The sequence below is a fragment of the Nodosilinea sp. FACHB-131 genome (genome assembly GCF_014695395.1).
Taxonomy (GTDB): Bacteria; Cyanobacteriota; Cyanobacteriia; order Phormidesmidales; family Phormidesmidaceae; genus Nodosilinea.
Map to the genome: position 1 here is coordinate 35112 of NZ_JACJOF010000037.1, position 23840 is coordinate 58951.

General features: G+C 57.5%; 23 protein-coding genes and 1 pseudogene. 11 read left to right on the forward strand and 13 right to left on the reverse strand.

The window, feature by feature from the left end:
* Positions 1 to 133: 133 nt before the first annotated feature.
* A complete protein-coding gene (locus H6F75_RS24235) occupies positions 134 to 625 on the reverse strand; it encodes an SRPBCC family protein (RefSeq protein WP_190755435.1) in 492 nt (163 codons plus the stop codon).
* Positions 626 to 1040: 415 nt separating this feature from the next.
* On the opposite strand from H6F75_RS24235, the gene hemF reads away from it, so the two are divergent.
* The 6 genes from hemF (at position 1041) to H6F75_RS24265 (ending at position 7064) form a co-directional block, all read left to right on the forward strand.
* Positions 1041 to 2081 (forward strand): oxygen-dependent coproporphyrinogen oxidase, encoded by a 1041-nt coding sequence (gene hemF, locus H6F75_RS24240; protein WP_190755351.1) that lies wholly within the window; start codon positions 1041 to 1043, stop codon positions 2079 to 2081.
* A gap of 298 nt (positions 2082 to 2379) precedes the next feature.
* A complete protein-coding gene (locus H6F75_RS24245) occupies positions 2380 to 2670 on the forward strand; it encodes an HU family DNA-binding protein (RefSeq protein ID WP_073609394.1) in 291 nt (96 codons plus the stop codon).
* Between the two features lie 8 nt (positions 2671 to 2678).
* Positions 2679 to 3794 carry a threonine-phosphate decarboxylase CobD gene (gene cobD / locus H6F75_RS24250; RefSeq protein WP_199304114.1) on the forward strand — a complete coding sequence of 372 codons (1116 nt, stop codon included), beginning with the start codon at positions 2679 to 2681 and terminating at the stop codon, positions 3792 to 3794.
* A 96-nt stretch (positions 3795 to 3890) separates the two neighbouring features.
* The gene (locus H6F75_RS24255; RefSeq protein ID WP_190755353.1) at positions 3891 to 5435 is read left to right on the forward strand and encodes an ABC transporter ATP-binding protein; all 1545 of its coding nucleotides are present in this window, start codon (positions 3891 to 3893) and stop codon (positions 5433 to 5435) included.
* Between the two features lie 110 nt (positions 5436 to 5545).
* Positions 5546 to 6028: a peptidoglycan-binding domain-containing protein gene (locus H6F75_RS24260; RefSeq protein ID WP_190755355.1), complete on the forward strand. Its 483-nt coding sequence runs from the start codon at positions 5546 to 5548 to the stop codon at positions 6026 to 6028.
* A gap of 166 nt (positions 6029 to 6194) precedes the next feature.
* Positions 6195 to 7064: an arylamine N-acetyltransferase gene (locus H6F75_RS24265; RefSeq protein WP_190755357.1), complete on the forward strand. Its 870-nt coding sequence runs from the start codon at positions 6195 to 6197 to the stop codon at positions 7062 to 7064.
* Between the two features lie 29 nt (positions 7065 to 7093).
* Here H6F75_RS24265 and H6F75_RS24270 read toward each other — a convergent pair whose 3' ends face one another.
* From H6F75_RS24270 to holA, 6 genes are all read right to left on the reverse strand, one after another.
* Positions 7094 to 7654 (reverse strand): FKBP-type peptidyl-prolyl cis-trans isomerase, encoded by a 561-nt coding sequence (locus H6F75_RS24270; RefSeq protein WP_190755359.1) that lies wholly within the window; start codon positions 7652 to 7654, stop codon positions 7094 to 7096.
* Positions 7655 to 7738: 84 nt separating this feature from the next.
* On the reverse strand, positions 7739 to 8488 hold the full coding sequence (locus tag H6F75_RS24275; protein ID WP_190755360.1) for a winged helix-turn-helix domain-containing protein: 750 nt from the start codon (positions 8486 to 8488) through the stop codon (positions 7739 to 7741).
* 223 nt (positions 8489 to 8711) lie between these two features.
* On the reverse strand, positions 8712 to 10103 hold the full coding sequence (locus H6F75_RS24280; protein WP_190755362.1) for a HAMP domain-containing sensor histidine kinase: 1392 nt from the start codon (positions 10101 to 10103) through the stop codon (positions 8712 to 8714).
* 144 nt (positions 10104 to 10247) lie between these two features.
* Positions 10248 to 11294: a GTPase ObgE gene (obgE, locus tag H6F75_RS24285; RefSeq protein ID WP_190755364.1), complete on the reverse strand. Its 1047-nt coding sequence runs from the start codon at positions 11292 to 11294 to the stop codon at positions 10248 to 10250.
* Positions 11294 to 11821, reverse strand: a complete 528-nt coding sequence (locus H6F75_RS24290) for a DUF4168 domain-containing protein (protein ID WP_190755366.1) — start codon at positions 11819 to 11821, stop codon at positions 11294 to 11296. Before H6F75_RS24290 ends, obgE begins: the two co-directional genes overlap by 1 nt.
* A gap of 166 nt (positions 11822 to 11987) precedes the next feature.
* On the reverse strand, positions 11988 to 12974 hold the full coding sequence (gene holA / locus H6F75_RS24295) for a DNA polymerase III subunit delta (RefSeq protein ID WP_190755368.1): 987 nt from the start codon (positions 12972 to 12974) through the stop codon (positions 11988 to 11990).
* Between the two features lie 142 nt (positions 12975 to 13116).
* Between holA and H6F75_RS24300 the strand changes: the two genes are divergently transcribed.
* Positions 13117 to 13734, forward strand: coding sequence for a cobalt-precorrin-8X methylmutase (locus H6F75_RS24300; RefSeq protein ID WP_190755370.1), 618 nt, complete (start codon positions 13117 to 13119; stop codon positions 13732 to 13734).
* Positions 13731 to 14987: a precorrin-6y C5,15-methyltransferase (decarboxylating) subunit CbiE gene (cbiE, locus tag H6F75_RS24305; RefSeq protein ID WP_190755372.1), complete on the forward strand. Its 1257-nt coding sequence runs from the start codon at positions 13731 to 13733 to the stop codon at positions 14985 to 14987. Before H6F75_RS24300 ends, cbiE begins: the two co-directional genes overlap by 4 nt.
* A 56-nt stretch (positions 14988 to 15043) precedes the next feature.
* Here cbiE and H6F75_RS29055 read toward each other — a convergent pair whose 3' ends face one another.
* From H6F75_RS29055 to acs, 3 genes are all read right to left on the reverse strand, one after another.
* On the reverse strand, positions 15044 to 15820 hold the full coding sequence (locus tag H6F75_RS29055) for a CPBP family intramembrane glutamic endopeptidase (protein ID WP_190755374.1): 777 nt from the start codon (positions 15818 to 15820) through the stop codon (positions 15044 to 15046).
* A gap of 122 nt (positions 15821 to 15942) precedes the next feature.
* Entirely contained in the window at positions 15943 to 16323 is a 381-nt protein-coding gene (locus tag H6F75_RS24315; RefSeq protein ID WP_190755376.1) for an AbrB family transcriptional regulator, read from the reverse strand.
* Between the two features lie 1236 nt (positions 16324 to 17559).
* Entirely contained in the window at positions 17560 to 19527 is a 1968-nt protein-coding gene (gene acs / locus H6F75_RS24320) for an acetate--CoA ligase (protein ID WP_190755378.1), read from the reverse strand.
* 771 nt (positions 19528 to 20298) lie between these two features.
* On the opposite strand from acs, the pseudogene H6F75_RS24325 reads away from it, so the two are divergent.
* Both H6F75_RS24325 and H6F75_RS24330 read left to right on the forward strand, forming a co-directional pair.
* Positions 20299 to 20496, forward strand: a pseudogene (locus H6F75_RS24325) (adenylate/guanylate cyclase domain-containing protein); the annotation flags it as partial.
* A 115-nt stretch (positions 20497 to 20611) separates the two neighbouring features.
* Positions 20612 to 21025, forward strand: a complete 414-nt coding sequence (locus tag H6F75_RS24330) for a hypothetical protein (protein ID WP_242020334.1) — start codon at positions 20612 to 20614, stop codon at positions 21023 to 21025.
* 86 nt (positions 21026 to 21111) lie between these two features.
* On the opposite strand, the gene H6F75_RS24335 is transcribed toward H6F75_RS24330, so the two are convergent.
* From H6F75_RS24335 to tsaD, 3 genes are all read right to left on the reverse strand, one after another.
* Complete coding sequence (locus H6F75_RS24335; protein ID WP_190524444.1) at positions 21112 to 21426, reverse strand: metal-sensitive transcriptional regulator; 315 nt, start codon at positions 21424 to 21426, stop codon at positions 21112 to 21114.
* Between the two features lie 99 nt (positions 21427 to 21525).
* A complete protein-coding gene (locus H6F75_RS24340; RefSeq protein WP_190755380.1) occupies positions 21526 to 21945 on the reverse strand; it encodes a hypothetical protein in 420 nt (139 codons plus the stop codon).
* A gap of 76 nt (positions 21946 to 22021) precedes the next feature.
* Positions 22022 to 23080 (reverse strand): tRNA (adenosine(37)-N6)-threonylcarbamoyltransferase complex transferase subunit TsaD, encoded by a 1059-nt coding sequence (tsaD, locus tag H6F75_RS24345; protein WP_190755382.1) that lies wholly within the window; start codon positions 23078 to 23080, stop codon positions 22022 to 22024.
* A 218-nt stretch (positions 23081 to 23298) separates the two neighbouring features.
* On the opposite strand from tsaD, the gene H6F75_RS24350 reads away from it, so the two are divergent.
* The gene (locus tag H6F75_RS24350) at positions 23299 to 23799 is read left to right on the forward strand and encodes a Photosystem I reaction center subunit III (RefSeq protein WP_190755384.1); all 501 of its coding nucleotides are present in this window, start codon (positions 23299 to 23301) and stop codon (positions 23797 to 23799) included.
* Positions 23800 to 23840 lie beyond the last annotated feature (41 nt).

Consider the following 23840-nt stretch of genomic DNA (forward strand, 5'->3'; position numbering starts at 1 on the left):
GCAATGGTTGGCGATCGGTAGGGTGGGCATTACTCACCGCTGCTCATCCCGCCTAGCGCAAGATTGAGCAAACCATCCCCTATCTTAAGCTGCCCGGTCGCCCCTTGAGCACAAGTGCTTAGGGCAAGCGGTGCTACCAAACTTGAAAGCGAGAGTTGGGTCCACTGAGTAGATTGGGGTGCTCAGCGGCTTCGGCCAGGGCTGAGGCCACCTTGGCGGCGTAGGGGCGCAGCAGTGACCAAGCTAGCGGCGACAACCACCCCCGTAGAGTGACCGAGTAGGAAATCTGAGTACCCCGCACAGTGGATTTGAGGTGGTAGGTGACCCGCTCTTCCAATCCGGGGATAGGCAGTACCCGCACGCTGATCAACTCATGGGGCTGCACCCGCTCCACAAAAATCTTTACGGGAATGGGGCAAATTTTAGTAAACGCTCGGTAGATTAGCCCCGGCTTAGGTTTTAACCCTAGGGGCGCGTTGGTGCTGGTCAGCAGCGGGTGCCAGGAGACGTCTGCCAGGTTCATGATCGTTTGCCAGAGGGTCTCGACCGAGGCGGTGCTCACAATTAAGTAAGACTTCTCTAGCTGCTGCTGCACCTGCACCCAGCGATGGATCAGGTGTAGCAGGGTCAAAAACGGACGGGGAAAACGCTCGACGCTAAACATGGCGACGCCTTCCATCGCTGGCCTGCTGGGCTGGAGCCTGGAGACCATAACGGGCTAAGGGGACTGGCAAGACGATCATGGTGGGCGTTACAGGGGCAAAAAAGGCTGGGCTAGGCCGAACTGTCGTTACAGAACGTTGCGTTTCTAAACATTTTTCTCAACCTGGCGGATGAGGTTGGTGTTGGGTCGGGTTTCACGGTAGCGTGTGAAAACTGGGTACCGTGACATAGTGTTGCTAAGGCCAAACTGCCTAGACGGCCATCAGGCAAAATGCAGGCGGCGGGAGAAAAATTGGATCCGCAAACCCTGCTTGGCCATTCCACAGTGTGACATATTCGACCCGGTGCCGACATAACATATTGTTTTCTCTACGCCCATGACCACCACCCCTGTTTCTAAGCCCGCTGCTGCCACCACCGCACCCCCGACAGATTCTCGCGATCGCGTCAGCGCCATGCTGAAGCAGCTGCAAGACAGCATTTGTCAAAAGCTAGAGGCCCTCGATGGCGGTGCCCAATTTCAGCAAGACGCCTGGGAGCGGCCCGAGGGCGGCGGCGGGCGATCGCGCGTGATCAAGCAGGGCAACATCTTTGAGCAGGGGGGCGTTAACTTTTCTGAAGTTTGGGGCGACCACCTGCCGCCGTCGATTTTAGTGCAGCGCCCCGAGGCGGCGGGTCACCGTTTCTATGCCACTGGCACCTCCATGGTGCTGCACCCCCGCAACCCGTTCATTCCTACGGTGCACCTCAACTATCGCTACTTTGAGGCCGGCCCGGTCTGGTGGTTTGGCGGCGGCATCGACCTCACCCCCTACTACCCCTTCGACGAAGACGTGGTGCACTTTCACCAGACGCTGAAGGATACCTGCGATCGCCATAACCCCAATTACTATCAGGTCTTTAAGCCCTGGTGTGACGAGTACTTCTACCTCAAGCACCGCGGCGAGACCCGGGGCGTGGGCGGCATTTTCTTTGATTACCAGGATGGTCAGGGAATGCTCTACCGAGGCCCAGACGCAGGTAAAGCCGCCGACCAAACTAGTCAGGGCATTGGCGAACTGCCCCCTCGCAACTGGGACGATCTGTTCAACTTCTCCCGTGACTGCGGCAACGCCTTTTTGCCCGCCTACGTGCCTATCGTGGAGCGTCGCCACGCTACAGAGTACAGCGACCACCAGCGGCAGTTTCAGCTCTACCGCCGGGGTCGCTATGTCGAGTTCAACCTGGTGTATGACCGGGGCACGATCTTTGGTCTGCAAACCAACGGGCGCACCGAGTCGATTTTGATGTCGCTGCCTCCGCTGGTGCGCTGGGAGTACGGCTACACCCCCGCGCCTGAGAGCCCTGAGGCACGGCTATACGACGTATTTCTCAAGCCCCAGGACTGGGTTAACTGGTCGGGCCACCCCGCCAGCTAGGCCGACGCTAAACCTCTGTATCCCTTGACGGGCAGGGGCTTTGAACGTTGCCCTAGGCCACTCAACAGCAGTGGTCTAGGGCTTTTAGTTGTTTAGATTTCTTAAAAAACCCCGGAATCCACATAAATTAAAGCTTTTGGCGATCCACTTTTCTAGGGATGCCCTTAGAATGGGGCAGTGAAATTCTGAATTGACAGGGGTTTCAGCCGTTTTGGCTGCCGGGGCCGTTGTACGTGCTCTGGGTCTATCGTCAGATTGCGGCTGCTATCCCAGTGTTCTTTGCCCATAGGAGACAGTTATGAACAAAGCTGAACTCGTTGATAAGGTGGCTGAGAAAGCCTCTGCCGGCGATAAGTCTATGACCAAAAAAGACGTTGACTCGGTGATTACGGCCACCATTGACGCCATTATGGAAGCTGTTGCTACAGGCGAAAAAGTCACCCTAGTAGGGTTTGGCTCCTTTGAGCGCCGCGAACGCAAAGAGCGGGAAGGGCGCAATCCCAAAACCGGCGACACCATGGTGATTCCGGCAACCAAGGTACCTGCATTTTCCGCTGGCAAACTGTTCAAAGAAAAAGTGGCCAAGTAACCACTCCCTTGACTTTCATCCCGTCTGCTCCCACAGATTCAATTCGACCCGTTCACGGGGGAAACCTGGCCTGGGCGGCTGCGATCGCCAACTGTTCCCCCGATTCTCTTACAGACTTTTCGGCCAGCATTAATCCCCTAGGGCCGCCTGCATCGGTAGTTCTAGCTATGGCCGAGGCCTTGGGGCAGCTGCGCCACTATCCTGACCCTGACTACGCTGTCCTGCGCCGCGCTTTGGCAAGCTACCACCAGGTGCCCGCCGACTGGGTGCTGCCGGGTAACGGGGCGGCTGAACTGCTCACCTGGGCTGCCCGAGATCTGGCTGAGGGGCCCGCTGCGGTGGGCTGTCACCTGTTAACCCCGGCCTTTGGCGACTATGGCCGCGCCTTGGCCGCCTTTGGGGTTCCTCTGCAGCCCTGGCCGCTTTCTCTAGATGAGATTGCGGAGGACGGTACCGTTCAAAACGCTGTCTCGTGGCCCGATGTCGAGGGGGCAGGCATCTTAATCAACAATCCCCACAATCCCACTGGCCGCTTATTCAGCATAGATAGCCTCAGACCTCTGCTCGATCGCGCTGACACCGTGATTGTGGATGAGGCCTTTATGGATTTTGTGCCGCCGGATCAGCAGCAATCCTTGATCGGCGAACTCGATCGCTACCCGAATTTGGTGGTGCTGCGATCGCTGACCAAGTTTTATACTCTGCCGGGTTTGCGCATTGGCTACGCCCTGGGCCACCCCGACCGCCTGCGCCGCTGGCAGCGCTGGCGCGACCCCTGGCCGGTGAATGCCCTAGCGGCGGCGGCGGCGATCGTGGCGGTGCAAGATAAAGCTTTTCAAACCCGCACCTGGCAGTGGTTGCCCCCCGCCCGGGCCGGCCTTTTCCATGGACTGCGGGCTATCCCTGGGCTAAGGCCTTTAGCCGGGGCGGCTAACTATTTGCTAGTGCGCACTACAACTCCGGCTCCGGTGCTGCAAGAGACCGTGCTGCGCAGCCACCAGCTGTTGATTCGCGACTGTTTAAGTTTCCCTGAGCTAGGGGCAGACTACTTTCGGGTGGCGATACGCACCGCTGACGAAAATGAGCGTTTGCTAACAGCCCTCGGCCAGGCTATAGCGGTATGATGCCCCCAATCTTAGGCCCTAGGCCTAAACTGAGCGGCCCGTTGGTTTTATCTAGTTTTCCCTTAGCAATTCCCCGTCGAGCTGCCTGAGCTACCCATGACCACCGTTGCTCCGCCCCTGCTGCACCTCAATCCACCCCCCGAACTCAAGGTGGTGAATATGACTAAGCGGTTTGGCAGCCTAGTGGCTCTCAATGACGTCACCCTCACCCTCAAACCCGGTACCTTCCACGGGCTGCTGGGGGAAAATGGGGCCGGTAAAAGCACTTTGGTAAAGTGCATTATGGGCTTCTATTCGCCCACCGCCGGGCAAATCTTGGTGAACGACCAAATCTATCCCATCAAAAGCCCTAAGGATGCCCACGGCTGCGGCATTGGCATGGTGTACCAGCACTTCACCTCAGTGCCCGCCATGACCGTGGCCGAAAATCTGGTGCTCAGCCGCTACGATCGCACCCAAATCATCAACTGGAACCGCGAGTACGCATCCCTGCGCACCTTTATGGAGCGATCGCCCTTTCAGGTCGACCTCGACACGCCCGTGGGTCAGCTGGCGGCTGGGCAAAAGCAAAAGCTCGAAATTCTCAAGCAGCTCTACCTGCAAAGCCGCATTCTCATTTTGGACGAGCCCACCTCAGTGCTCACCCCCGACGAGGCCGACGAGGTGCTGGGTCTGCTGCGCCAGGAGGTGCGGTTGGGGCACCTCAGCGTGCTGCTGATCACCCACAAGTTTCGTGAAGTGCTGGCCTTTACCGATGAGGTGACGGTGCTGCGCAAGGGCTATCTGGCGGGCCACGGGGCCGTAGCCGACCTGACCGTGGCCGATATGGCCCGGATGATGCTGGGGGCCGAGCGGGTGACCAAGTCGGTCGATAAAGCCCCAATTGCAAAGCGCCATCCCGTGCTGACGGTGCATGGCCTAGGGGCGCTCAAAGACAACGGCCTACCCGCCTTTGGCCCCCTCGACCTGACAGTGCACAGCGGCGAGATTGTCGGCATTGCTGGGGTCTCGGGCAACGGCCAGCGGGAGCTGGTGGAGGCGCTGGCTGGGCAGCGATCGCCCACCTATGGGCATATCGAGGTCAACGGTGACCCCTACCGCGCCACCCGGAGCGAAATGGTTAGCCACGGCGTCTGCACCCTGCCCGAGGAACCCCTGCGCAACGCCTGCGTGCCTAGGATGTCGGTAGCTGAGAACATGGCCTTGCGCACCTTCGATCGCCCTCCCCAGTCCCGCGCTCGCCTGTGGCTTAGGCTCGGGGCCATCCGCAAGGCGGCCGAGGGGCTGATTGCGGCATTTTCCGTCAGGACTCCATCCCCCGACACCCCGATTCAAAACCTGTCGGGGGGCAACGTGCAGCGGGCGGTGCTGGCGCGGGAACTGTCGTCCCCCGACGTCAACCTGCTGATTGCCGCCAACCCCTGTTTTGGCCTCGATTTTCAAGCCGTAGATCAAATTCACAACGCTTTGGTAGAGGCCCGCAACCGGGGGGTAGCGGTGCTGCTGGTGAGCGAAGATCTCGACGAGCTGCTGGCCCTGAGCGATCGCATTTTGGTGATTAGCGAGGGGCAGTTTGTCTACGAGAGCCCTGTTGAGCAGGCCAATGTCGCCGACATTGGCCACAAGATGGCTGGTCACTAACGCCTTTGGGGGTTTTCCCCCTCGTGGAGCCGGTCTAGCAGCGGGTAAACTACAGATCTAGCTTTGTTGCATGCTTTGTTAATACCGTACCGACATAGGCGAGTCAGACTATGGGTGAACCGTTAACGCAGCAAATTCCAGGCATTGCCGACGCCGACTGTCTGGCTCTGGTGCAAGAATACTGCCGATTGGCGGTTTGCCCCAGCCTGAGCGATGCCAAAAGCCAGCGCCTCGACGAGCTGCTTGCCCTAGCCGAAGACGATGGCCGCCTTGACTTTTGGATCAACGAAGCCGACCACTTCATCGACCATGCCATTGGCCTGGGTAGCGCCACGCGGGTCTACGCCTCGGTGAATGAAAATCTCAAGGCGCGGCTGCGCGAACTGCTCGATCTCACTCAGACCGCTAACCCCGGCGATAAAGCCTTGGAGCTGCTTGAAGAGCTAGATGAGAGCCTGGCCGAGGGTGCTCGTCAGGTGCAGCAGCAGTTGGCCAAGCGCGGCTATGACCCCGGCCCGGTAGACGGGGTCGCGGGGCCTAAAACCCAGCGCGCCCTGCGAGACTTCCAGCGATCCAAGGACTCTGGCCGCTGAGGTCAGTTCCATGGCGTTTAGTGGCGGGCACTATCCTGGTTCGACCCTTGGGTCTGAGCGACAGTGCTCTATCAGAGTGACTAGGCGATCGCCTGACGCTGACTATTGCTAAGTCGTTGGCGGAGGGAGACAACAAAATTTTTGAGCTGGTTTGGGAGCGACGGCCATGGCACAAGATTCCCTCGACAACACAGAGTCAGCGACTCTCGATCTAAAGGCTTATTTTGACCGTATTGGCTGCGGGCACCTGGGCAATGCTCTCCAGGAGGGGAAGCTCGCGCCTACTCTAGATACCCTCAAAGCCATTCAACAGGGCCACACCAGCACCATTGCCTTTGAGAATCTCAGCTCGTTTTTTCACCAGCCCGTCTCCCTAGCGCTGGAAGATCTACAGCAGAAACTCATCCACGACCAGCGGGGTGGCTACTGTTTTGAACAAAATCTGCTGCTGCGATCGGTGCTTGTGGACTTAGGCTTTCAGATCACGAACCTGGCCGCCCGCGTGCGGTGGAATCTGCCGAAGGACATCATCACGCCCCGCAGCCACATGCTGCTGAAAGTGGATATTGATGAGACTTCGTACATCGTCGACGTGGGCTTTGGCGGTCTAACAATGACAGAACCGCTTACCCTAGTGCCAGAGCGACCGCAATCTACCTCCCATGAACCCTACCGCCTCACGGTAGCTGGCCAGACCTACTGCTTAGAAGCCCAACTCAACCAGGTGTGGAAACCGCTGTACTGCTTTGATCTGCAAGCACAGCAGCGCTGCGATTACGAAGTGAGCAATTGGTATGTATCAACCTATCCCCAATCGCTGTTTGTCAACTCGCTAATTGTGGCTCGGCCTGGGAACGGCTACCGCCATGCCCTGCTCAACAATCAGTTGACCACGCGCTATCTCGACGACCGCTCTGAGCAGCGTCTGTTGACCACTGCCACCGAACTGCACGATGTGTTGAGCGACGAATTTGGGTTGCGGGTGCCCGAGACCTTAGATCTACAGCAAGCCCTAGAACGCTTCGCGGCATCCTAGGGCTTGCTTAGGGGAATTGCGCTGGAAGACTAACCGATACGCAGCAGTTCCACATCAAAGAGCAGGGTGGCGTTGGGAGGAATCACCCCCCCAGCGCCCCGGCTGCCATAACCCAGCTCTGAAGGAATTACCAGCTTGCGCTGACCGCCCACCCGCATGGTGCCAACTCCTTCATCCCAGCCTTTGATTACCTGGCCCACCCCAATTTGAAAGGTGAAAGGGCGACCGCGATCGCGGGAACTGTCAAATTTAGTCCCGTTTTCGAGAGTACCGGTGTAGTGCACCGTAACCCGCTGCCCCGGCTGGGGCATAGCCCCTGTCCCTTCGACAACGTCAACGTACTGTAGGCCAGAATCAGTAGTTACTAAAGTCTCTTCGGGCATCATAGTCGAGGCATCCTCATTGGCAGGAACTAGGTCAGCAGCAGCCTGGGCAAGTTGGGCGACGGGCTCAGCTATGACCGCTTCGACCACCTGAGGGGTGTCCAAATTTGCGGCCATGGCCTCGGGTTGGGGGCTGGTAAATTGAGCTACCAGCAGCACCACGCAGCAGGCCGCCAAAATTCCTAAGCTAATCAAAATTTCTCGCACGGCGTATCTCCCATTGCAGCTTGAGCTTTACCGATCATATCGCCTCCAGCCACCCTAAGGGAAACCATCCGCCGCCTCACTCCCTTACCCAAACCGGTACCCAAACCCCCGCAGCGTCGTTACATACTGCGGGTGTGCTGGGTCGTGCTCAATTTTTTCTCGCAGCCAGCGAATGTGCACATCTACGGTTTTGCGATCGCCCACAAAATCGGCTCCCCACACGGTCTGAATCAGCTCTTCCCGCGACCAGACCCGGTTAGGGCTCTGCATAAACAGCTCTAAAATGCGAAACTCCTTAGGCGATAGATTCACCTCTTGCCCCGCCACCAGCACCCTAAACTCCGTAGCGTGGAGCACGATATCGCGGTAGGTCAAAGTAGCTTTGTCAGGCTGCGCCGCTGACCACTGGTATCGCCGCAACAGGGCGCGACAGCGGGCAATGAGTTCGCGCATGCCAAAGGGCTTGGGCAAGTAGTCGTCGGCACCCACCTCCAGACCCACTACCCGATCCATTTCGGTTCCCTTGGCACTCAAAATCAGAATCGGCATATCCAGATTGTGGTGGCGCATCATCCGACAGATGTCGAGCCCGTTAACGCCGGGCAGCATGAGGTCAACAATGGCCAAATCAATGTCTAGGCCAGCGAAACCATCTCCAGCTGGTGGAAACATTAGCTCTAGGGCGCGGTGGCCCGACTCGGCGGTGACCACCTGATAGCCCTGCTCCGTCAGCGCCAGGGCCACGGTTTCGCGGATCAGGTCTTCGTCGTCAATAATTAAAATGCGCTCTTGCACCGTCGACAACGACGCTCGACCAGGGGAGATTTTTTGCACAGCACAGCCAGCCTAACGGAGCGTGAACAGACGCAGGCAGACTGGGAACCACGGTCGATCACCTCCCATAGAGACTAGCTCGTAACCCAGGGAGTGCTCGTCAACCGTGGCGTTTACCCGTCGCCCAGTTAGCGGCTCGGCGTCTGCACCACTTCGCTATCGTGTCGGACTTAGCTTAAGGAAACGTCGGATTTTGGTTAAGCTTGCGTAAACTCGCCCCTGTCTACCGTTGACAGGCGACCCCAGTCGCAGCCGGGTACCCCAACTCTGACTGCGCTTTGGTACTCTCTAACCCTGGCAACAGCACCATCAGCCGACAGTCGCTATCCCCATTTCCCTGGATGACCAGCTGTCCGCCGTGGCGCTGCACCAGGTGCTGACCCAGTAAGATGCCGAGCAGAGAGCGAGGGGGTTGACGAGTCACTGGCGAAGCTTGGAGTACGGTCACTACTTCCTGGGGTAGCCCCTCCCCTAGCCAAGGATTAGATAGCCACAGGGCCAGGGCCAGGGTCTTGCCCCGCCGACAGGCATGAATGCGTAGAGCACCGTTTTCCCCGGCCACCTGCATGATGCTGAAGGCTAGGTGATATAAGATTTGCTTGACCACGCGCTGGTCCAGAATCCACTGGCTTTCGCCGGGTTCTACAGAGAGACTGAGGGTTTGGGCGCTGGCTTCGGCCAGGGGGGCCAGGGTTGTCAACACCTGCTGACCCAGGGCTTCAATATCAACAGCGGTCGGCACCAGGTCGAAGCGTTCGGTCTCTAGTGGGTTGAGGTCGATGAGTTCTTCTACCAGAGCCATCAGAATCTGGCTGCTACGGTGCACAATGTCAGTGTATTCCCGTTGTTTGGGGGTGAGGGGGCCATAGATTTCTCGGCTGAGCATGGTGGTCATGCCGAGCACCGTGGTCAGGGGGCTGCGTAGCTCCTGGGTGAGCTGGCTAATCAGGTTGAGGTGCACCCGATCCACCAGAGATTCTAAGGGAGCCTGAGGGGCAGGAATCAGGTAGGTGGCTCGATGGCGTTCGTACTCGCTCATGCCCCAGCGAGCCGCCATGGCTAGAAACCCCAGCTCTTGGGCGGTGAACGCTCTCGGCTGCACATCCATGACGGCTAGGGTGCCGATGCAGGTGCCCTGACCAGTCATAAGCGGGACTCCGCCATAGGCTCTAATGCCGTAGGCCATGGCTAAATTGCCTTGAGCCAGGACTGGGTTTTCAAGTGTGTCGGTCACCAGCAGGGGTTGCTCGCTATCGAGAATGTAGACCCCAAACCCCTCCACGAGGGAAAGCTGACGCTGCTGCGATAGGGGGTTGCCTACTCCTAGGGATGACAGTCCATGGGCGGCTCGCACGTACTCGGTTTGGCTGTCGGCCAAGGTGACCACAGCGATGGGTACACCAAGGAAGCGAGCCGCCATTTGAACGGCTTCTTCCCAGGCTGGGATGCTGCTGGGTGAACTGAGCTCAAGGGTCGCGATCGCCTGGCTGCGCCGCTGCTGGCGCTCAACCCAGGACAGACCTTGGAGAGAACAACAGGGCCAGATTTGCGGGGGAATGGCCGCTTCATTCGCCGCTTTACCCTCGGGCACCACTGGAAACACAGAAACGCTCATGGCCAAGCCCAACCCCTGATGAAACACAGGCTTAGCATGCCCGTGGGGGATGGCTGAAGTAACGGTAGATGGGGGCAGACGGTATCTTTACGTACCGTTGGTGGGTTCTGGGTACAGGCGCTGGTGCTGAGATTGCGATCGGACTCAGTCTTGAGGTACGGCAAAGACAGTCGTGGCAGCGGCTGCCGCTGCCGCTGCTTTGGCCTGGTCAAGCAGATCCCAAATCTGCTGTAGCATGGGGCCTAAACCCGTGCCGGCTACGGCCGAAATGCCATATACCGGCCCCGGCACCAGCGTTTCGAACTGATGGATCAGCTCGGCTAGGGCTTCAGGGGTGAGGGCATCGACTTTGTTGAGGGCCAAAACTTGGGGGCGATCGCTTAGGTCGCGTCCGTAGGCCGCAAGCTCCTGCTGGATGGTGTGGAAGTTCTCCACCGGCTGCTCGGCGGTAGCGTCGACTACATGCAGCAGCAGTCGAGTGCGCTCAATGTGGCGCAAAAACTCATGGCCTAGCCCTAACCCCTGGTGTGCCCCTTCAATAAGGCCGGGGATGTCGGCAAACACGGTGCCGTCGCCCGAGGGCCGGCGCACCACCCCCAAATTGGGAATGAGAGTCGTAAACGGATAGTCGGCAATTTTGGGCCGCGCCGCCGACAGGGCTGAAATTAGGGTTGACTTGCCCGCGTTGGGTAAGCCGACAATGCCGACCTCGGCCAGCAGCTTAAGCTCTAGGCGCAACCGCCGCTCTTCACCCGGCAATCCAGGCAGGGCGTGCTCTGGGGCGCGGTTGCGGTTGCTGAGAAAGTGGCGGTTTCCCAGTCCACCCTTGCCGCCCTGGGCCACGCAGAGGAGCTGGCCAGGCTCGACTAAATCACCCATCAGCTGATCAGTGGCCACATCGTAGATAGCGGTGCCGCAGGGAACATCGAGGTATAGATCGACTCCGGCGGCACCGGTCATGTTTTTGGGGCCACCCCGCTGACCATCGTCGGCCTTAAAGCGGTGGGCGTAGCGAAAATCGAGTAGGGTTTGAAGCTGCTGGGTAGCCCGCAGGTAGATTGAGCCACCGGGGCCACCGTTGCCCCCCGCTGGCCCGCCAGCGGGAACGTACTTCTCGCGCCGAAAGGCGACGGTGCCATCGCCGCCGTCGCCAGCAATTACTTCAACTTCAGCCTGATCAATAAACTGCATTATTCAGTGCCGTTGGCAGATTGTTGCTGGAGCTGTACCATCGCTGCCCGAATTTGCTCGGCCAGGGCTGGGTCTTGGGGATAGGCGGCCGTGATTCTGTTGAAGTCCTCCGTCGTGATCCCGTTGGACTGCACGATGGTCCTGGCCTGGTTGCAGTAATTGACGATGATAGTGCGCACGTCACTGCGCAGGCTGCGGGGCAGCTGGTTGAGATTGGCGGCGCCTTTGCAGGACAAATCGATGCTGCTGATGTCGTGGCTGGTGCCGGTTAGCAAGGTCTTGATTTGGCTTAAGGCCTCGTTGCGTGGGGCCTCCATCTCAAGCACCGAGGCGGCGTAGCCCGTTATATCGTCAGACGAAACCGAACCGTTTTGGGCCCAAGCGGCGCTTCCCAAGGTGACGTTGCCCGTGGCCATGGGAATAGAAACGCCTGCGCCACCGGCTAGCACAGTTAAGCTGGCGATCGCAGCGGCCAAGACCAGGGTGCGACGGTGAACAGATAAAGGGTAAGTCAATAAGTGAATCATTATGGGTATATCTCCTGTGCTGGTATCAACCAGAATGGCCCTGTGCTCCAACAAAAAAGAAGGCTTTTAAAGTAAGACTCTTTTTGGGTAAACGCCACCCTCGGCGCGATCGCTCGAATCTCACAGCCCAGACGGGACAGCGCCCCTGTGAGTTCCAGCGGTGAGGCTAGGCACCACCGGGCCTAAACAACCGACAAAGTTCTATCACTTTTGTGTGTAGAGTAGCGCGTTCATCCCGGCCCTGCTTTAGATCAGACTCTAATTCTAGTAGCAAAGGCAAACTCCGTTGCAATTGGGTGAGACTCAGCGATCGCACCTCCTGTTTTAAGAAGTAAATTCGCTTGGGATTAGCGATCTCTGCCGCCGCCGCCACCTCGGCATCGCTGGCTACCCCGACTAAGGCCTTAAGCCACAGCCAGAGCCGAAACTGGCTGACCAGGGTGGCCACAATGCGAAGGGCGGGCTCGTTGCGATCGAGCAGGTCATTAACTAACCCCAGGGCAGTAGAGGTATCGCCCTGCTTAATGACCTGAGCTAGCTTGAGGCTGGTCTGGGTTGACACCGTCACCAGCTCTGCGGCCACTGCGGGGGGAATGGGCTGTGGGTTTGCCCCCCAGTAAAGGGCCAGCTTTTCCAACTCTAAATGAAGTTGGCGGGTGTCGTTGCCCACTGCTTCTGTTAGCAGATCGAGGGTGCCAGACTCCAGACTCATACCCCGCTCCTGGGCCACGGCGGCGACTTGCTGGCGAATTTGATCGGTTTTCCAAGGGGGAATGGTGGCAAACTCGCGCACCTCACCCCAGGTTTTAAAGAGTTTCGTGAATTTGGCCCGGCCATCGGGCTTAGCGGTGCTGGTTAGTAACAGCACCGAAGTGTCGGGCAGCTGGGGTAGAGTGCGCTCAAACTCGGCCAGAATAGCGTCTGAGCAGCGTTGCCCCAAGTTGGTATTCGTTAGCCACACCAGCCGTTGACCCTCACCAAAGGGAGGCGTCATAGCCTGGTTGAGGGCTTGAGACGGGCCGTTGGCGACCTCTGCTGGCACCACATCGTAATTAAAGCTGGCCCAGGCCTCGTTCAGGGTGCGCTGGCGCAGGGTTTGGACGGCCTTTTGGAGGGCAAAGTCGTCGTCGCCCCAGAAGTAGTAGGCGGGCATGGGAGGGTGAGTGGATGAGTGGATGGGTGGGTGCGTAGATGAGTAAGTGGAGGAAGATGGGGACGGTGAGGGAGTGGGGTGTGGGATGATGGCGTCTGAGATTGGGATGGTTTGTTGGGGCTAGGGGTTATTTAGGGATTTTATGGTGCAGCTGTGGCAGAGCCCTATCTTAGAAGAAAGTTTTGCGCTGATTGACCGAGAAGTGGGCGAGCATGGGTTTGCTCCGGCGGAGTACGCGGTGGTGCGGCGCGTCATTCACAGTACCGCTGATTTTGAGTTTAAGGAGTTAGTCAGGTTTAGCGAGGAGGCGATCGCAACGGCGACCCAACATCTCTCAAAAGGCGGCCCAATTATTGTAGATGTGACGATGGTGCGCCAGGGGGTAGTGAGCATGGTCGAGCGCACGTTTCAAAATCCTTTGCTGACAGCCGTGATGGCAGGGGACCCACCAGAGGAGGGCCGTACCCGCACGGAAACCGGGCTGCTGCGGTGTTTGGAGGAATATCCCAACGCGTTGGTGGTGATCGGCAATGCGCCGACGGCGCTGATGGCGCTCTGCGATCGCATCGCCACCGCCCAGGCCCATCCCGCTTTAGTCATCGGTGCTCCGGTCGGCTTTGTGGCGGTCGAAGCCTCAAAACAGCGCCTGGCTCAGACCTCGGTGCCCCAGATTCGAGTGGAGGGCCGCAAAGGGGGGTCGCCTGTAGCTGCGGCCATTCTCAATGCCCTGCTGGTGCTGGCCTGGGAGCAGCGGCCATGACCCCAATTCAGGTAGTGGGGGTAGGGTTAGATGGCCGAGAGGGGCTATCGCCCAAACTGCTGCAAATCATTGACCAAGCGGCGGTGCTGGTTGGCAGCCCCCGACATCTCAGCTACTTTCCCGACGGGTTGGCAGAAACCTGGGTCTTAGGAGATCTAAAGGCAACTCTCGATCGCCTCCGTCAGTGGCTAGACACTGCTAAACCTGGTATTGCCGTGGTTTTGGCCTCTGGCGACCCGCTCTTTTTTGGCCTGGGGCGGTTGCTGCTCGACCACTTACCCGCTGAGAGCTTAACCTTTCACCCCCACCTCAGTGCGGTGCAGCTGGCCTTTAATCGGCTCAAACTTCCCTGGCAGGGGGCAACGCTGATTAGTGCCCACGGCCGCTCCACTGAAGAACTCACTACGGCCCTGCGGCGAGGGGATGCGTTGATTGCGGTACTCACCGACCCAACCCACAATCCGACTGCCCTCGGTCAGCTGATTCTCACGCTGGGGCTGCCCTATAGCTATCGTCTAGTGGTCTGTGAGAATTTGGGGGATGACACTGAAACCATCCACCATTTGACACCTGAAACTACGGCGGGCAAAACCTTCGCGGCTCTCAACGTGGTGGTGCTCCAGCGGCACTGCGAGGAGTGGCTCGATCCAGAGACCCTGCCGCTGATTGGCCTGCCCGATCGCGCCTTTGCTACCTTCAGCGATCGCCCCGGCCTAATCACCAAGCGCGACATTCGTATTCAAATTTTGGCTGACCTAGACCCAAGGCCAGGGCAGACTATTTGGGATATTGGGGCCGGTACCGGTTCCGTCAGCGTTGAAATCAACCGTCTCTGCCCCACAGCCCAGGTCTATGCCATTGAGAAAACCGCCGCCGGCCACGGCTTAATTCAGCAAAACCAGCGTCGTCTGGGTAACGCCAACCTGCACCCGATCTATGGAACTGCCCCTGAGGCCTTGGCGGCCCTGCCCGACCCCGATCGCATCTTTGTTGGCGGCAGCGGCGGCCACTTGGCTGAAATTCTTGATCAATGTGCCCAGCGCCTCCGCCCCCAGGGCCGCATTGTCCTGGCCTTGGCGACCCTAGAGCACATCAGCACGGTGCTGGCCTGGGCCAGCGGCAGCGCAGCCGGTCGAACTGCCTGGCCGATAGAGCTGCGTCAAATTCAGGTGCAGCAGGGGGTTCAAGTCGGGGCATTGACCCGCTGGCAGCCTCTCACCCCTATCACTGTCATTACCCTGAACCACCCCTAATTATTCCGGCGATGTAGGCACCACCTACCCGTGCATCTCCCTATCCTTCCAACCCTTTACCCCAAAGCCCACACCCCTACCCCTGTGAGCACCAGCAACCCCAGCGGCAGCAGACCCGTGAGCGGCTGATCGGGCAGCCCCACTAGCCAAATTGGGCCATCTTTGCCGGGCTTCAGCAGGGCCAGGGCATCGATGGCGGCGATCGCAAACACCCACCCGGCATGTAGGCCCCAAGCCAAGCCAAGGCTGCCGCCCTCGGCCCAGCGAGCCAACAGCAACACCGCCCCCATCACGGCTAACCCCGGCAGCTGAGGCGCTCCAGCGGGGCCATCCCACACTAGGTGAGAAAGGGCAAAAATTAGGCAGACGGCGATCGCCATCAGCCCCACCGGCAGCGCTTGCCCCAGCCCATTGACTAGCACGCCGCGAAATACCAGTTCTTCAATCCAGCCTACAAATAGCGCCAGGGGCAGCACTGCGAGCAGCACCACTCCTGGCGAAGGACTAGCGATTGTTTGAGCGTCGATGTTGTCGTTGGCCTGGCCCATTGGGGAAAGCTTGGCTCCCCCTGAGGCAACGGGTTGGGCTGACCGCTGCCACCGCCGCCAGCCCAACCCCACCTGCAATGCCACTAGTAGGGCTACACCGCCAGCGGCTACCCCAAACCCGGCAGCGGCAGCTCTGGCAAAAGGCCAATCCCAAGCGATGCCGTAGGCTGACCAAGTGCTATCGGCGAGGCGACGATGCACCTCCACCGCTACGGGAGCCAGCAGATATAAAGGCAGCAGCAGGGGCAGCTTATGCTGTGGGGCAACGGGGTAGGTGAGCGGCACATGAGCGATGCGCGCAACTAATAAGCAAGCTGGAATCCCTAAGGCTAACCAGCTTAAAAAAAAACAACTAGATCCGCGATCGCAGACATATTCACCGACGAAATTGCCATAGTAAGCCAGTACTATTCTTCGTCAGAGTCGGCGTCGAGCTGCTTCAGATGAATGTGCTTGTAGCCCAGCTTAATTTCAAACTCGTCGCCAGACTTCAGGCCCATTTCTTGGGTATAGGTAGCACCAATAACAATCTGACCATTTTTGTGGACGCTAACCCGATATGTGGGTTCGCGACCGCGGCCATCTTTACTGCTTTCAGGATCAAGGTTAATGCCTTTAGCCTCTAGCAGCGCATCGTAAAAGCCGGACAGATTGACCCGTACCTGATTGTCTTTGGTCAGGGTGTAGTAGCCACATTCTTTGGCAGTTTCACGCTTCGTTAGGTTAGATAGGTCTTTAACCTTTTGGAGCAATGCTTTGCCGGTCAGGGGAGTTGGTTTTTCTGCCATTGTCAGGGAAAATCCTTGTGTAAGACGGGAAGCCGAATGCTAAAAAACGGCAGGTCGTTCCTGGAAATAAGGATGGCGACCATTGCGGAATAGCAGAAGAATAATAGCAAATAAATCTGCCCACTCGCACAATTAATTATAGTCAAGGTATTAGAGGCTGTCACCTAAAAAATAAATGATTTAGATTGGCTTTTACTGATTTTATTTGTCCACTCGTTATCTACGCCAGGTGTAGGGCAGCTTCAGAAAAGTCAGGCCTTAAGACTCTGTCATTGCCTAGTGGGCAGAATATCTCAAGTTTGTGAGCGATTATTTAGACAAGCTTGGTCGTCTTTGATGGCTGATTAATGCCATTCCCTTATTCTCCCCACTACTCGTCTACCCTATTTTTATCGGAATTAGATTTGCTGAATGCTTAGGCAAAACCCCTCAGCCCTCGGCTTTCTTGTTTCAGGGACGGTAGGAACTGGAAAGGTTTGAGAAAAGACTTGTTGTAACGTTAGTCACTGCTGATCTCCCTGCCCTACAGAAAGGTGTGCAGGCTCATGCCTCCACTAAAGGTGAAAGTTTAGGAGGTTCTCAACCTTTTACTCACTCAAGGTAAGACCTTTGAAGCAATCCCTAAGACAGTAACTCGGCCAGAGCGAACCGCAATTTATCGCTAAAACCATTTAGCTTCCTAAATTCTCCAATTCTGAGAGATTTAGAACCGCCGACTCCTGTGGGGTTAGGGGCGAGGGCGAGACAAGATTCACACTCACGAAGGCCATTGGCCTAACTAAACTTTCATTCGCTACAGGTTTTGTCCCGGGAGCTAAAGCCACAGTTTTGGCGGATAGAAAGGCCTAATTGGGTTCTCTGATCTGAGTTGTAAGCAGTTCGCTACAGGTTTGTAACCGTAAAATCGCTGTTTCGAGACCGCCCGAATCATGTCCATCTGCTGTTAAAACTTACCTGAAGAACGGAACCTCTTCAAGAACAGCCCAAACTGAGTAGGGGCAGCTATAAAGCTGTCCGTCGATAGAGGTACCGCGCTCCAGTAGCGGACTGCTAGGCCAAGGGAGCGCTGCGCTTACTCCGTTAGGTAAGGTGTTTTAACTAGTGGTTTAAGTGCCCTCAACCAATTGGTTCAAAAACTAGCGAGAGAAAGGCGCACCGTACTTGCCTAGGGCGTGGCAATGGCGCGCCTTTCTTTAAGGAAATGCTGAGTCTATCTAAAGCAGCCTAGACTGAGCGTTAGCCCTGGCGAAGCTGGTCGAGCACGCTTTGATCTTCCATCGTAGAGGCATCGCCTGCGATCGCCTCACCGCTGGCCAAATTGCGCAAAAAGCGACGGATGATTTTGCCCGATCGCGTTTTGGGTAGCGCATCGGCAAATCTAATTTCGCCGGGTCGGGCGATCGCGCCAATTTCATTCACCACGTGCTGTTTGAGTTCCTGCTTCAGCTCGTCGCTGGCGCTGTAGTGACCCTCCAAAATCACAAAGGCAAAAATATCTTCGCCCTTGAGGTCATCTTTGCGGCCCACTACAGCGGCCTCGGCCACCGCCGGATGGGAAACTAGCGCTGACTCGACCTCCATGGTCCCCAAGCGATGGCCCGACACATTGATCACGTCATCTACCCGACCCATCACCCAAAAGTAGCCGTCGGCATCTTTGCGAGCACCGTCGCCTGCAAAGTATAGATATTGGCCATCGACCGGAGCAATGTGTTCCCAGTAGGTGCGGCGGTAGCGATCGTCGTCCCCGTAAACCGTGCGCATCATGCTGGGCCACGGGTGTTTGATCACCAGGTAGCCACCTTCGCCGGGGGGCACCGGGTTGCCGTCGAGATCTACCACGTCGGCCAAGATGCCGGGGAAGGGCAGGGTGGCGGAACCGGGCTTGGTGGCGATCGCCCCCGGCAGCGGCGTAATCATAAAGCCGCCGGTTTCTGTTTGCCACCAGGTATCGACAATTGGGCAGCGCTCGCCACCAATTACTTGGTGATACCACATCCAGGCTTCGGGATTGATCGGTTCGCCTACGGTACCTAGCAGCCGTAGCGACGATAAATCTCGCGCCTTGGGCAACTCGTCGCCCATTTTAATAAAGGCGCGAATGGCAGTGGGAGCGGTGTAGAAAATGGTGACGCCATACTTCTCAATCACATCCCAAAAGCAGCCGGGGTTCGAGGGCCGGGGCACCCCTTCGTACATCACCGTGGTCGCCCCGTTCGACAGCGGGCCGTAGACAATGTAGCTGTGGCCTGTAATCCAACCCACGTCGGCCGTGCACCAGTAAACGTCGGTGTCTTTGATGTCAAAGGTCCATTTAAAAGTGGTGTGGGTGTAGAGGTTGTAGCCGCCCGTGGTGTGCACCACCCCCTTGGGTTTGCCCGTGGTGCCGCTAGTGTAAAGGATGAACAGCAGGTCTTCGGCATCCATTTCCTCGGCGGGGCAGTGGGCCGAGGCTGTGGCCTGGAGCTCGTGCCACCAGTGGTCGCGGCCTTCAACCATGGTGATCTCGGCCTTGGTGCGCTGCACCACCAGCACGCTGGCAACACTGGGCACACCACCGTCGGCCAAAGCCTGATCTACCGCGGCTTTGAGCGGCACAATCTTGTCTTTGCGAAAGCCACCGTCGGCGGTAATCACGACCTTGGCCTCAGCATCGTTGAGGCGATCTTTCAACGCTTCGGCGCTAAAACCGCCAAAGATGACGGTGTGGGGGGCACCAATGCGGGCGCAGGCCAGCATGGCGATCGCCGCCTCAGGCACCATGGGCATATAAATGCCGACGCGATCGCCCTTTTGTACCCCCAACCCCTTGAGCACATTGGCTACTTGGCACACTTCCCGGTGTAGCTGAGCGTAGGTCAGGGTGCGGCTATCGCCCGGCTCCCCTTCCCAAATCAGGGCGGCTTTATTGCGTCGCCAGGTAGTGAGGTGGCGATCTAAACAGTTGTAGGAAATGTTGATTTTGCCCCCCACAAACCATTTTGCAAAGGGCGGCTGCCAGTCGAGCACCGTCTCCCAAGATTTGAACCAGTGCAGCTCCTGACTGGCGAGTTCTGCCCAGAACTGAGCTGGATCTGCCGCTGCTCGTTCGGCTAGGGCCCGATACTCTTCGAGGCTCTTGATGGACGCGTTTTGAACAAACCCATCGGCAGGCGAAAACAGACGGTTTTCGTGGAGAATCGATTCGATGGTGGGGGAAGCCATAGACAATGCCAAGTCTCTTGCGAACACAAATAACGTTAGACGAAAGCCGCTGTAGAAGGGCGGCGTCTCTTGAAAACCATACGATTTTTAGCGGCCTTTTGAACAGCAAGTACGGGTTCCGTAATGTTTTTTGGGACACTTGTCTAAAAAGAGAAATGACCATCTGCTGCAATGCCTAGACAAAATTCAGTACCTCAGCCCAAAGAACGCTAGCCCTCAGGAGATGGTGGCCTCTCTTACCGCCTATTTTTGATTGCCTACCCCCCCTGCATCAACGTTTCAGCTTCGAACAAAAACCGTTTTCCGACCGGTCTAAGTGTATCTCTGTCCCCTGTTTTCAGAGCTGGTTCAGCTCAAACAGAACGGAATTTATCCCTGTTGTCGCAAAGATTAAACCAAAGGGCGATCACTACAAAGACCATACCGATCCTTTACACCATGTCCAGTAACCCTAAGACTTGGTGTAAAGGAGCTGATTTTCCCACTGCCACTGATTCAATCAGAGTCGCTATCACCACTACGAAACGACTCGGGTCGAAATTGGGCAGCTCAAGTTTGCTGGGCGGTTGATCGCATCTTTAACTCAGGATTATCCATGGCTCAGTTGTTGTTGAGCAGTCGTTTAGGATGTCAGTGATCGGGTGTTTTAGCTGTGGCGGTGGGCTACTTAATTGTGGCTATGGCCTAGGAGCTTAGCGATCGCACCGGCCAGTTCCTTCGCCGCGCATCGGCATCAAAAAATTTATCTACAACCTCTAGGGCGACGCCGTAAACACCGCCAGCCGCATAGTGTCTGAGCAAATTCGAGTGCTAGAAACTACCTACAACTGCCTGAAAGCCACCTACAACCGTGATCTGAGGGGCGAAGTCTGGGTCAAGGGCAAGGGGCAGATGCGCACCTCTTTCTGCGCCAAAAAAGACTGGCGACCGCCGCTAGGCCACTCTGAGCACTGGTCAACTAAACAATGATTTGTTGTGGCTGGCCGGGTATGCTAAGCCAAGGGAGTTCTTTCAGGTAGCCAGCGATGCGCCTCGTGTCTATGGCTGGTTCCTTCAGTATCCTGTGCCACCACGTGAATGGTCTATGACTACGGCTAAGGCATCTGTACCGGCGCAGCCCGCGCCCCCGCTCTCCGCCCAAGACGCAATGCTGGAGAATATTATCGGAGTTGCTATCTTCGACTTCAGCGGTCTGCCCCGCGAGTATTTCATCACCGCCGACAACGAAAGTACGAGCTGGGTGCAGCTCGTATTTCAGGCCCTAGGGCTCAAATCGCTGCTGATGTCCTCGCTGAAGCTAGAGGGGTTCTCCCACATCTGCATTGAGCTAGACCAGCAAACTGCCTTTGTGGTACGCACCAAGGAGGAGTATGTAGCCCTGCTAACGCGCAAACCCCTGGTGTTCGCCACGGCCCAGGAGAGCGATCGCTTTAGCCACTGGGTGCGCCAGTTTGAGCGCATCCTGCTGCGCGAGCACAGCCGATTTATTCCGGCCTAAAGGGGCATAGGGTGCAGGGTTTAGGGTGAAAGGGTTGGCTGAATGCTTGCGATTCTGCCCTAAACCCTGCACCTTAGACCCTAAAACTAAGGCAAAAACCGATCTAACGCAGCTTTAAGCTCGGCAATTTCTTCCTCAATGTTGCCGTCTTCGGCAGCGCGACCAATGCACTCGGTCAGGTGCTCATCGAGAATGATGCGGGCGACGCGATCGAGTGCCCCCCGCACCGCCGCCACCTGCACCAGCACGTCTGGGCAGGGCCGGCTTTCCTGCACCATAGTCTTAATGCCGCGAATGTGGCCCTCAATGCGGGCCAGCCGATTGACAATTCGCCGCAGCGATTCTGGGTCATGGACGTGGGGATGAGCCCTGGTATCACCGGTGGGCTCGACCTCGTGCAGGTGGGAATGGGGAGTGGGGCTCGGGTTATGCAATGGAATCTGAGAATGAATAACACACGGACAAAGGCGGCTCAGCTGTAAAGCTGGCTTAGTGCCGCCCTACTGGGGCGGCGAAAATCCTGACAGGGTAGCTAAGTCCTCTAAAGACTTAACCCCTGGGGAGAGCTGACCATCAATTTCCCAAGTGGGATATCCCTGAATGCCCTTTTGCTCACACAGCTCTGGCTGCGGGTTGTCGCCATCGGCGGCACACTCTACGTAGGGCACTTGCTCCACAGCCTCACCAAACATCGCCTTCTGATCAGCGCAGTGGGGGCACCAATAAGCCCCGTACATTACGCTTCCGGTGTCGGCTAAGTGCTGAGCCAGCTGGGCTTCGTAGCTGGTGGTGCCGGTAACGGTTTGGGTAGGCTCAGGCCCACATCCAGCCAACAGCAGAGTACCCAGCGCTAACCCTCCCAGCCAGGAGACGTTCAGCAGGGGCTGAGGCCAAGAACGAACGCGGTGCAGTGAAACCATAACGCTTAACCAACACAACCCTAAGCTGGTGGGTGGGCGATCGCCTACCCGCTAGCCGTTGAACCCCAGTGTAGCGTCAAGCCACGGCGATAGGCGCGTAAAGCTCCATAACCCGTGCCAGGTCGAGACGCGACTGGGCTCCCAGGGCAAAGCCTGAGCAATGCCCCTGGTTCAGGTGGTCGGCGGCCGCGCAGCCGATCATCGCGGCATTGTCGGTACAGAGGCTAAGGGGCGGAAATAGCACCTGCAGGCCGTGATCGACGGCTGCCTGTTGGAGGTGCTGGCGCAGACCGCTGTTGGCAGCAACTCCACCCCCTACCGCCACAGTGGTCAGGCCGTAGGCCTGGGCACAGGCCACCACCCGGCGGGTCAGACTGCGGGCCACTGTGGCCTGGAAACTGGCGGCCAAGTCGGCTACCGGTAGGGGATCAACCCCATCTGCCCTAAGTTTTTCCACCAGTCGCAGCATCGCCGTCTTTAGCCCGCTAAAGCTGGAGTCGTAGGGGTGGAAGCCCCCCTCGGGGCGCGAAATATTGCCTTCGGGCAGCGGGAACGCCTGAGGATTGCCAGTCTGGGCCAGCTGGTCGATGATGGGGCCGCCGGGATAGTCCAGCTCCATGAGGCGCGCTACCTTATCAAAGGCTTCCCCAGCGGCGTCGTCACGGGTTTGGCCCAGGGTCTGGTACTGGCCGCAGCCTTTGACATAGATCAGGCTGGTGTGCCCCCCTGACACCAGCAGGCACAGGTAAGGGGGCTCCAGATCAGGGCTGGCCAGATAGTTAGCGTAGACATGCCCCTCCAGATGGTGAATCCCTAGGAAGGGCTTGCGGTGCACCATAGCCAGGGTTTTGCCCGCTGTTAGCCCTACCAATAGAGCGCCTACTAAGCCTGGGGTGCAGGTGGCGGCGACCCCATCAATGGCGGTCCAGCCCAGTCCAGCTTGGTCTAGGGCCGCACTGATACTTTCCCCCAGCGTGACGACATGGTGTCGCGAGGCTACCTCGGGCACAATGCCGCCGTAGGGTTGGTGAATGGCAATCTGCGAAGCAACGACGTTGCTGAGGACGGTGCGATCGCGCACCACCGCCGCCGCTGTCTCATCACAGCTAGTTTCTATCGCTAAAATCGTCGCCATGGGGGTTGTGCTTAAAAGAGAACTAGAGTAAGCCGCAAAAGCGAATTAGAGTAAGGCGCGCCGTAATTTGTAGAGATGTAAACACCCCACCGATATTAGCTTTACGGGGGTTCGACCGCGAGGTATTATGGCGACCAAGTTGGGTGAATTTTTGTTCAAAAAACTTAACTTTACGTTCAAATCGCCCTAGTTTCTTCGGTAATTAAAAGGAACAGTTTATGCGACGGTTTTTTGCTGTAGCGCTTGTAGTGTTTCTCTGGTTCGGGTTTGCCCCCCCGGCTTCCGCTAGCCTGGCTGGCGACAACGTAGCCGGCCTTACCCCCTGTGGTCAGAACGAGGCATTTCTGAAGCGAGCCGCTGGTGCCAAGACCGAATCGGCCAAAGCTCGGTTCGACTTTTATGGTAGCTCTACCCTGCTGTGCGGCAGCGATGGCCTACCCCACTTGGTGGTAGACGGCGATCTGGCCCATGCCGGTGAGTTTCTCATCCCTAGTCTGTTGTTTCTCTACATCGCTGGGTGGATTGGCTGGGTAGGTCGCGCCTACCTCATCACGGTACGTGGTGACAAGAATCCCGAAGAAAAGGAAGTCGTTATTGATGTGCCCCTGGCTATCAAGACCATGTTAACTGGGTTTGCCTGGCCGCTACTTGCCTTCAAAGACATTGCTAGCGGGGCTATGTTTGCTAAGAACGAAGAGATCACTGTATCTCCTCGCTAGGTAAATCTCCCGCTGATTCCCAGAATAACGACTCCCCAGAA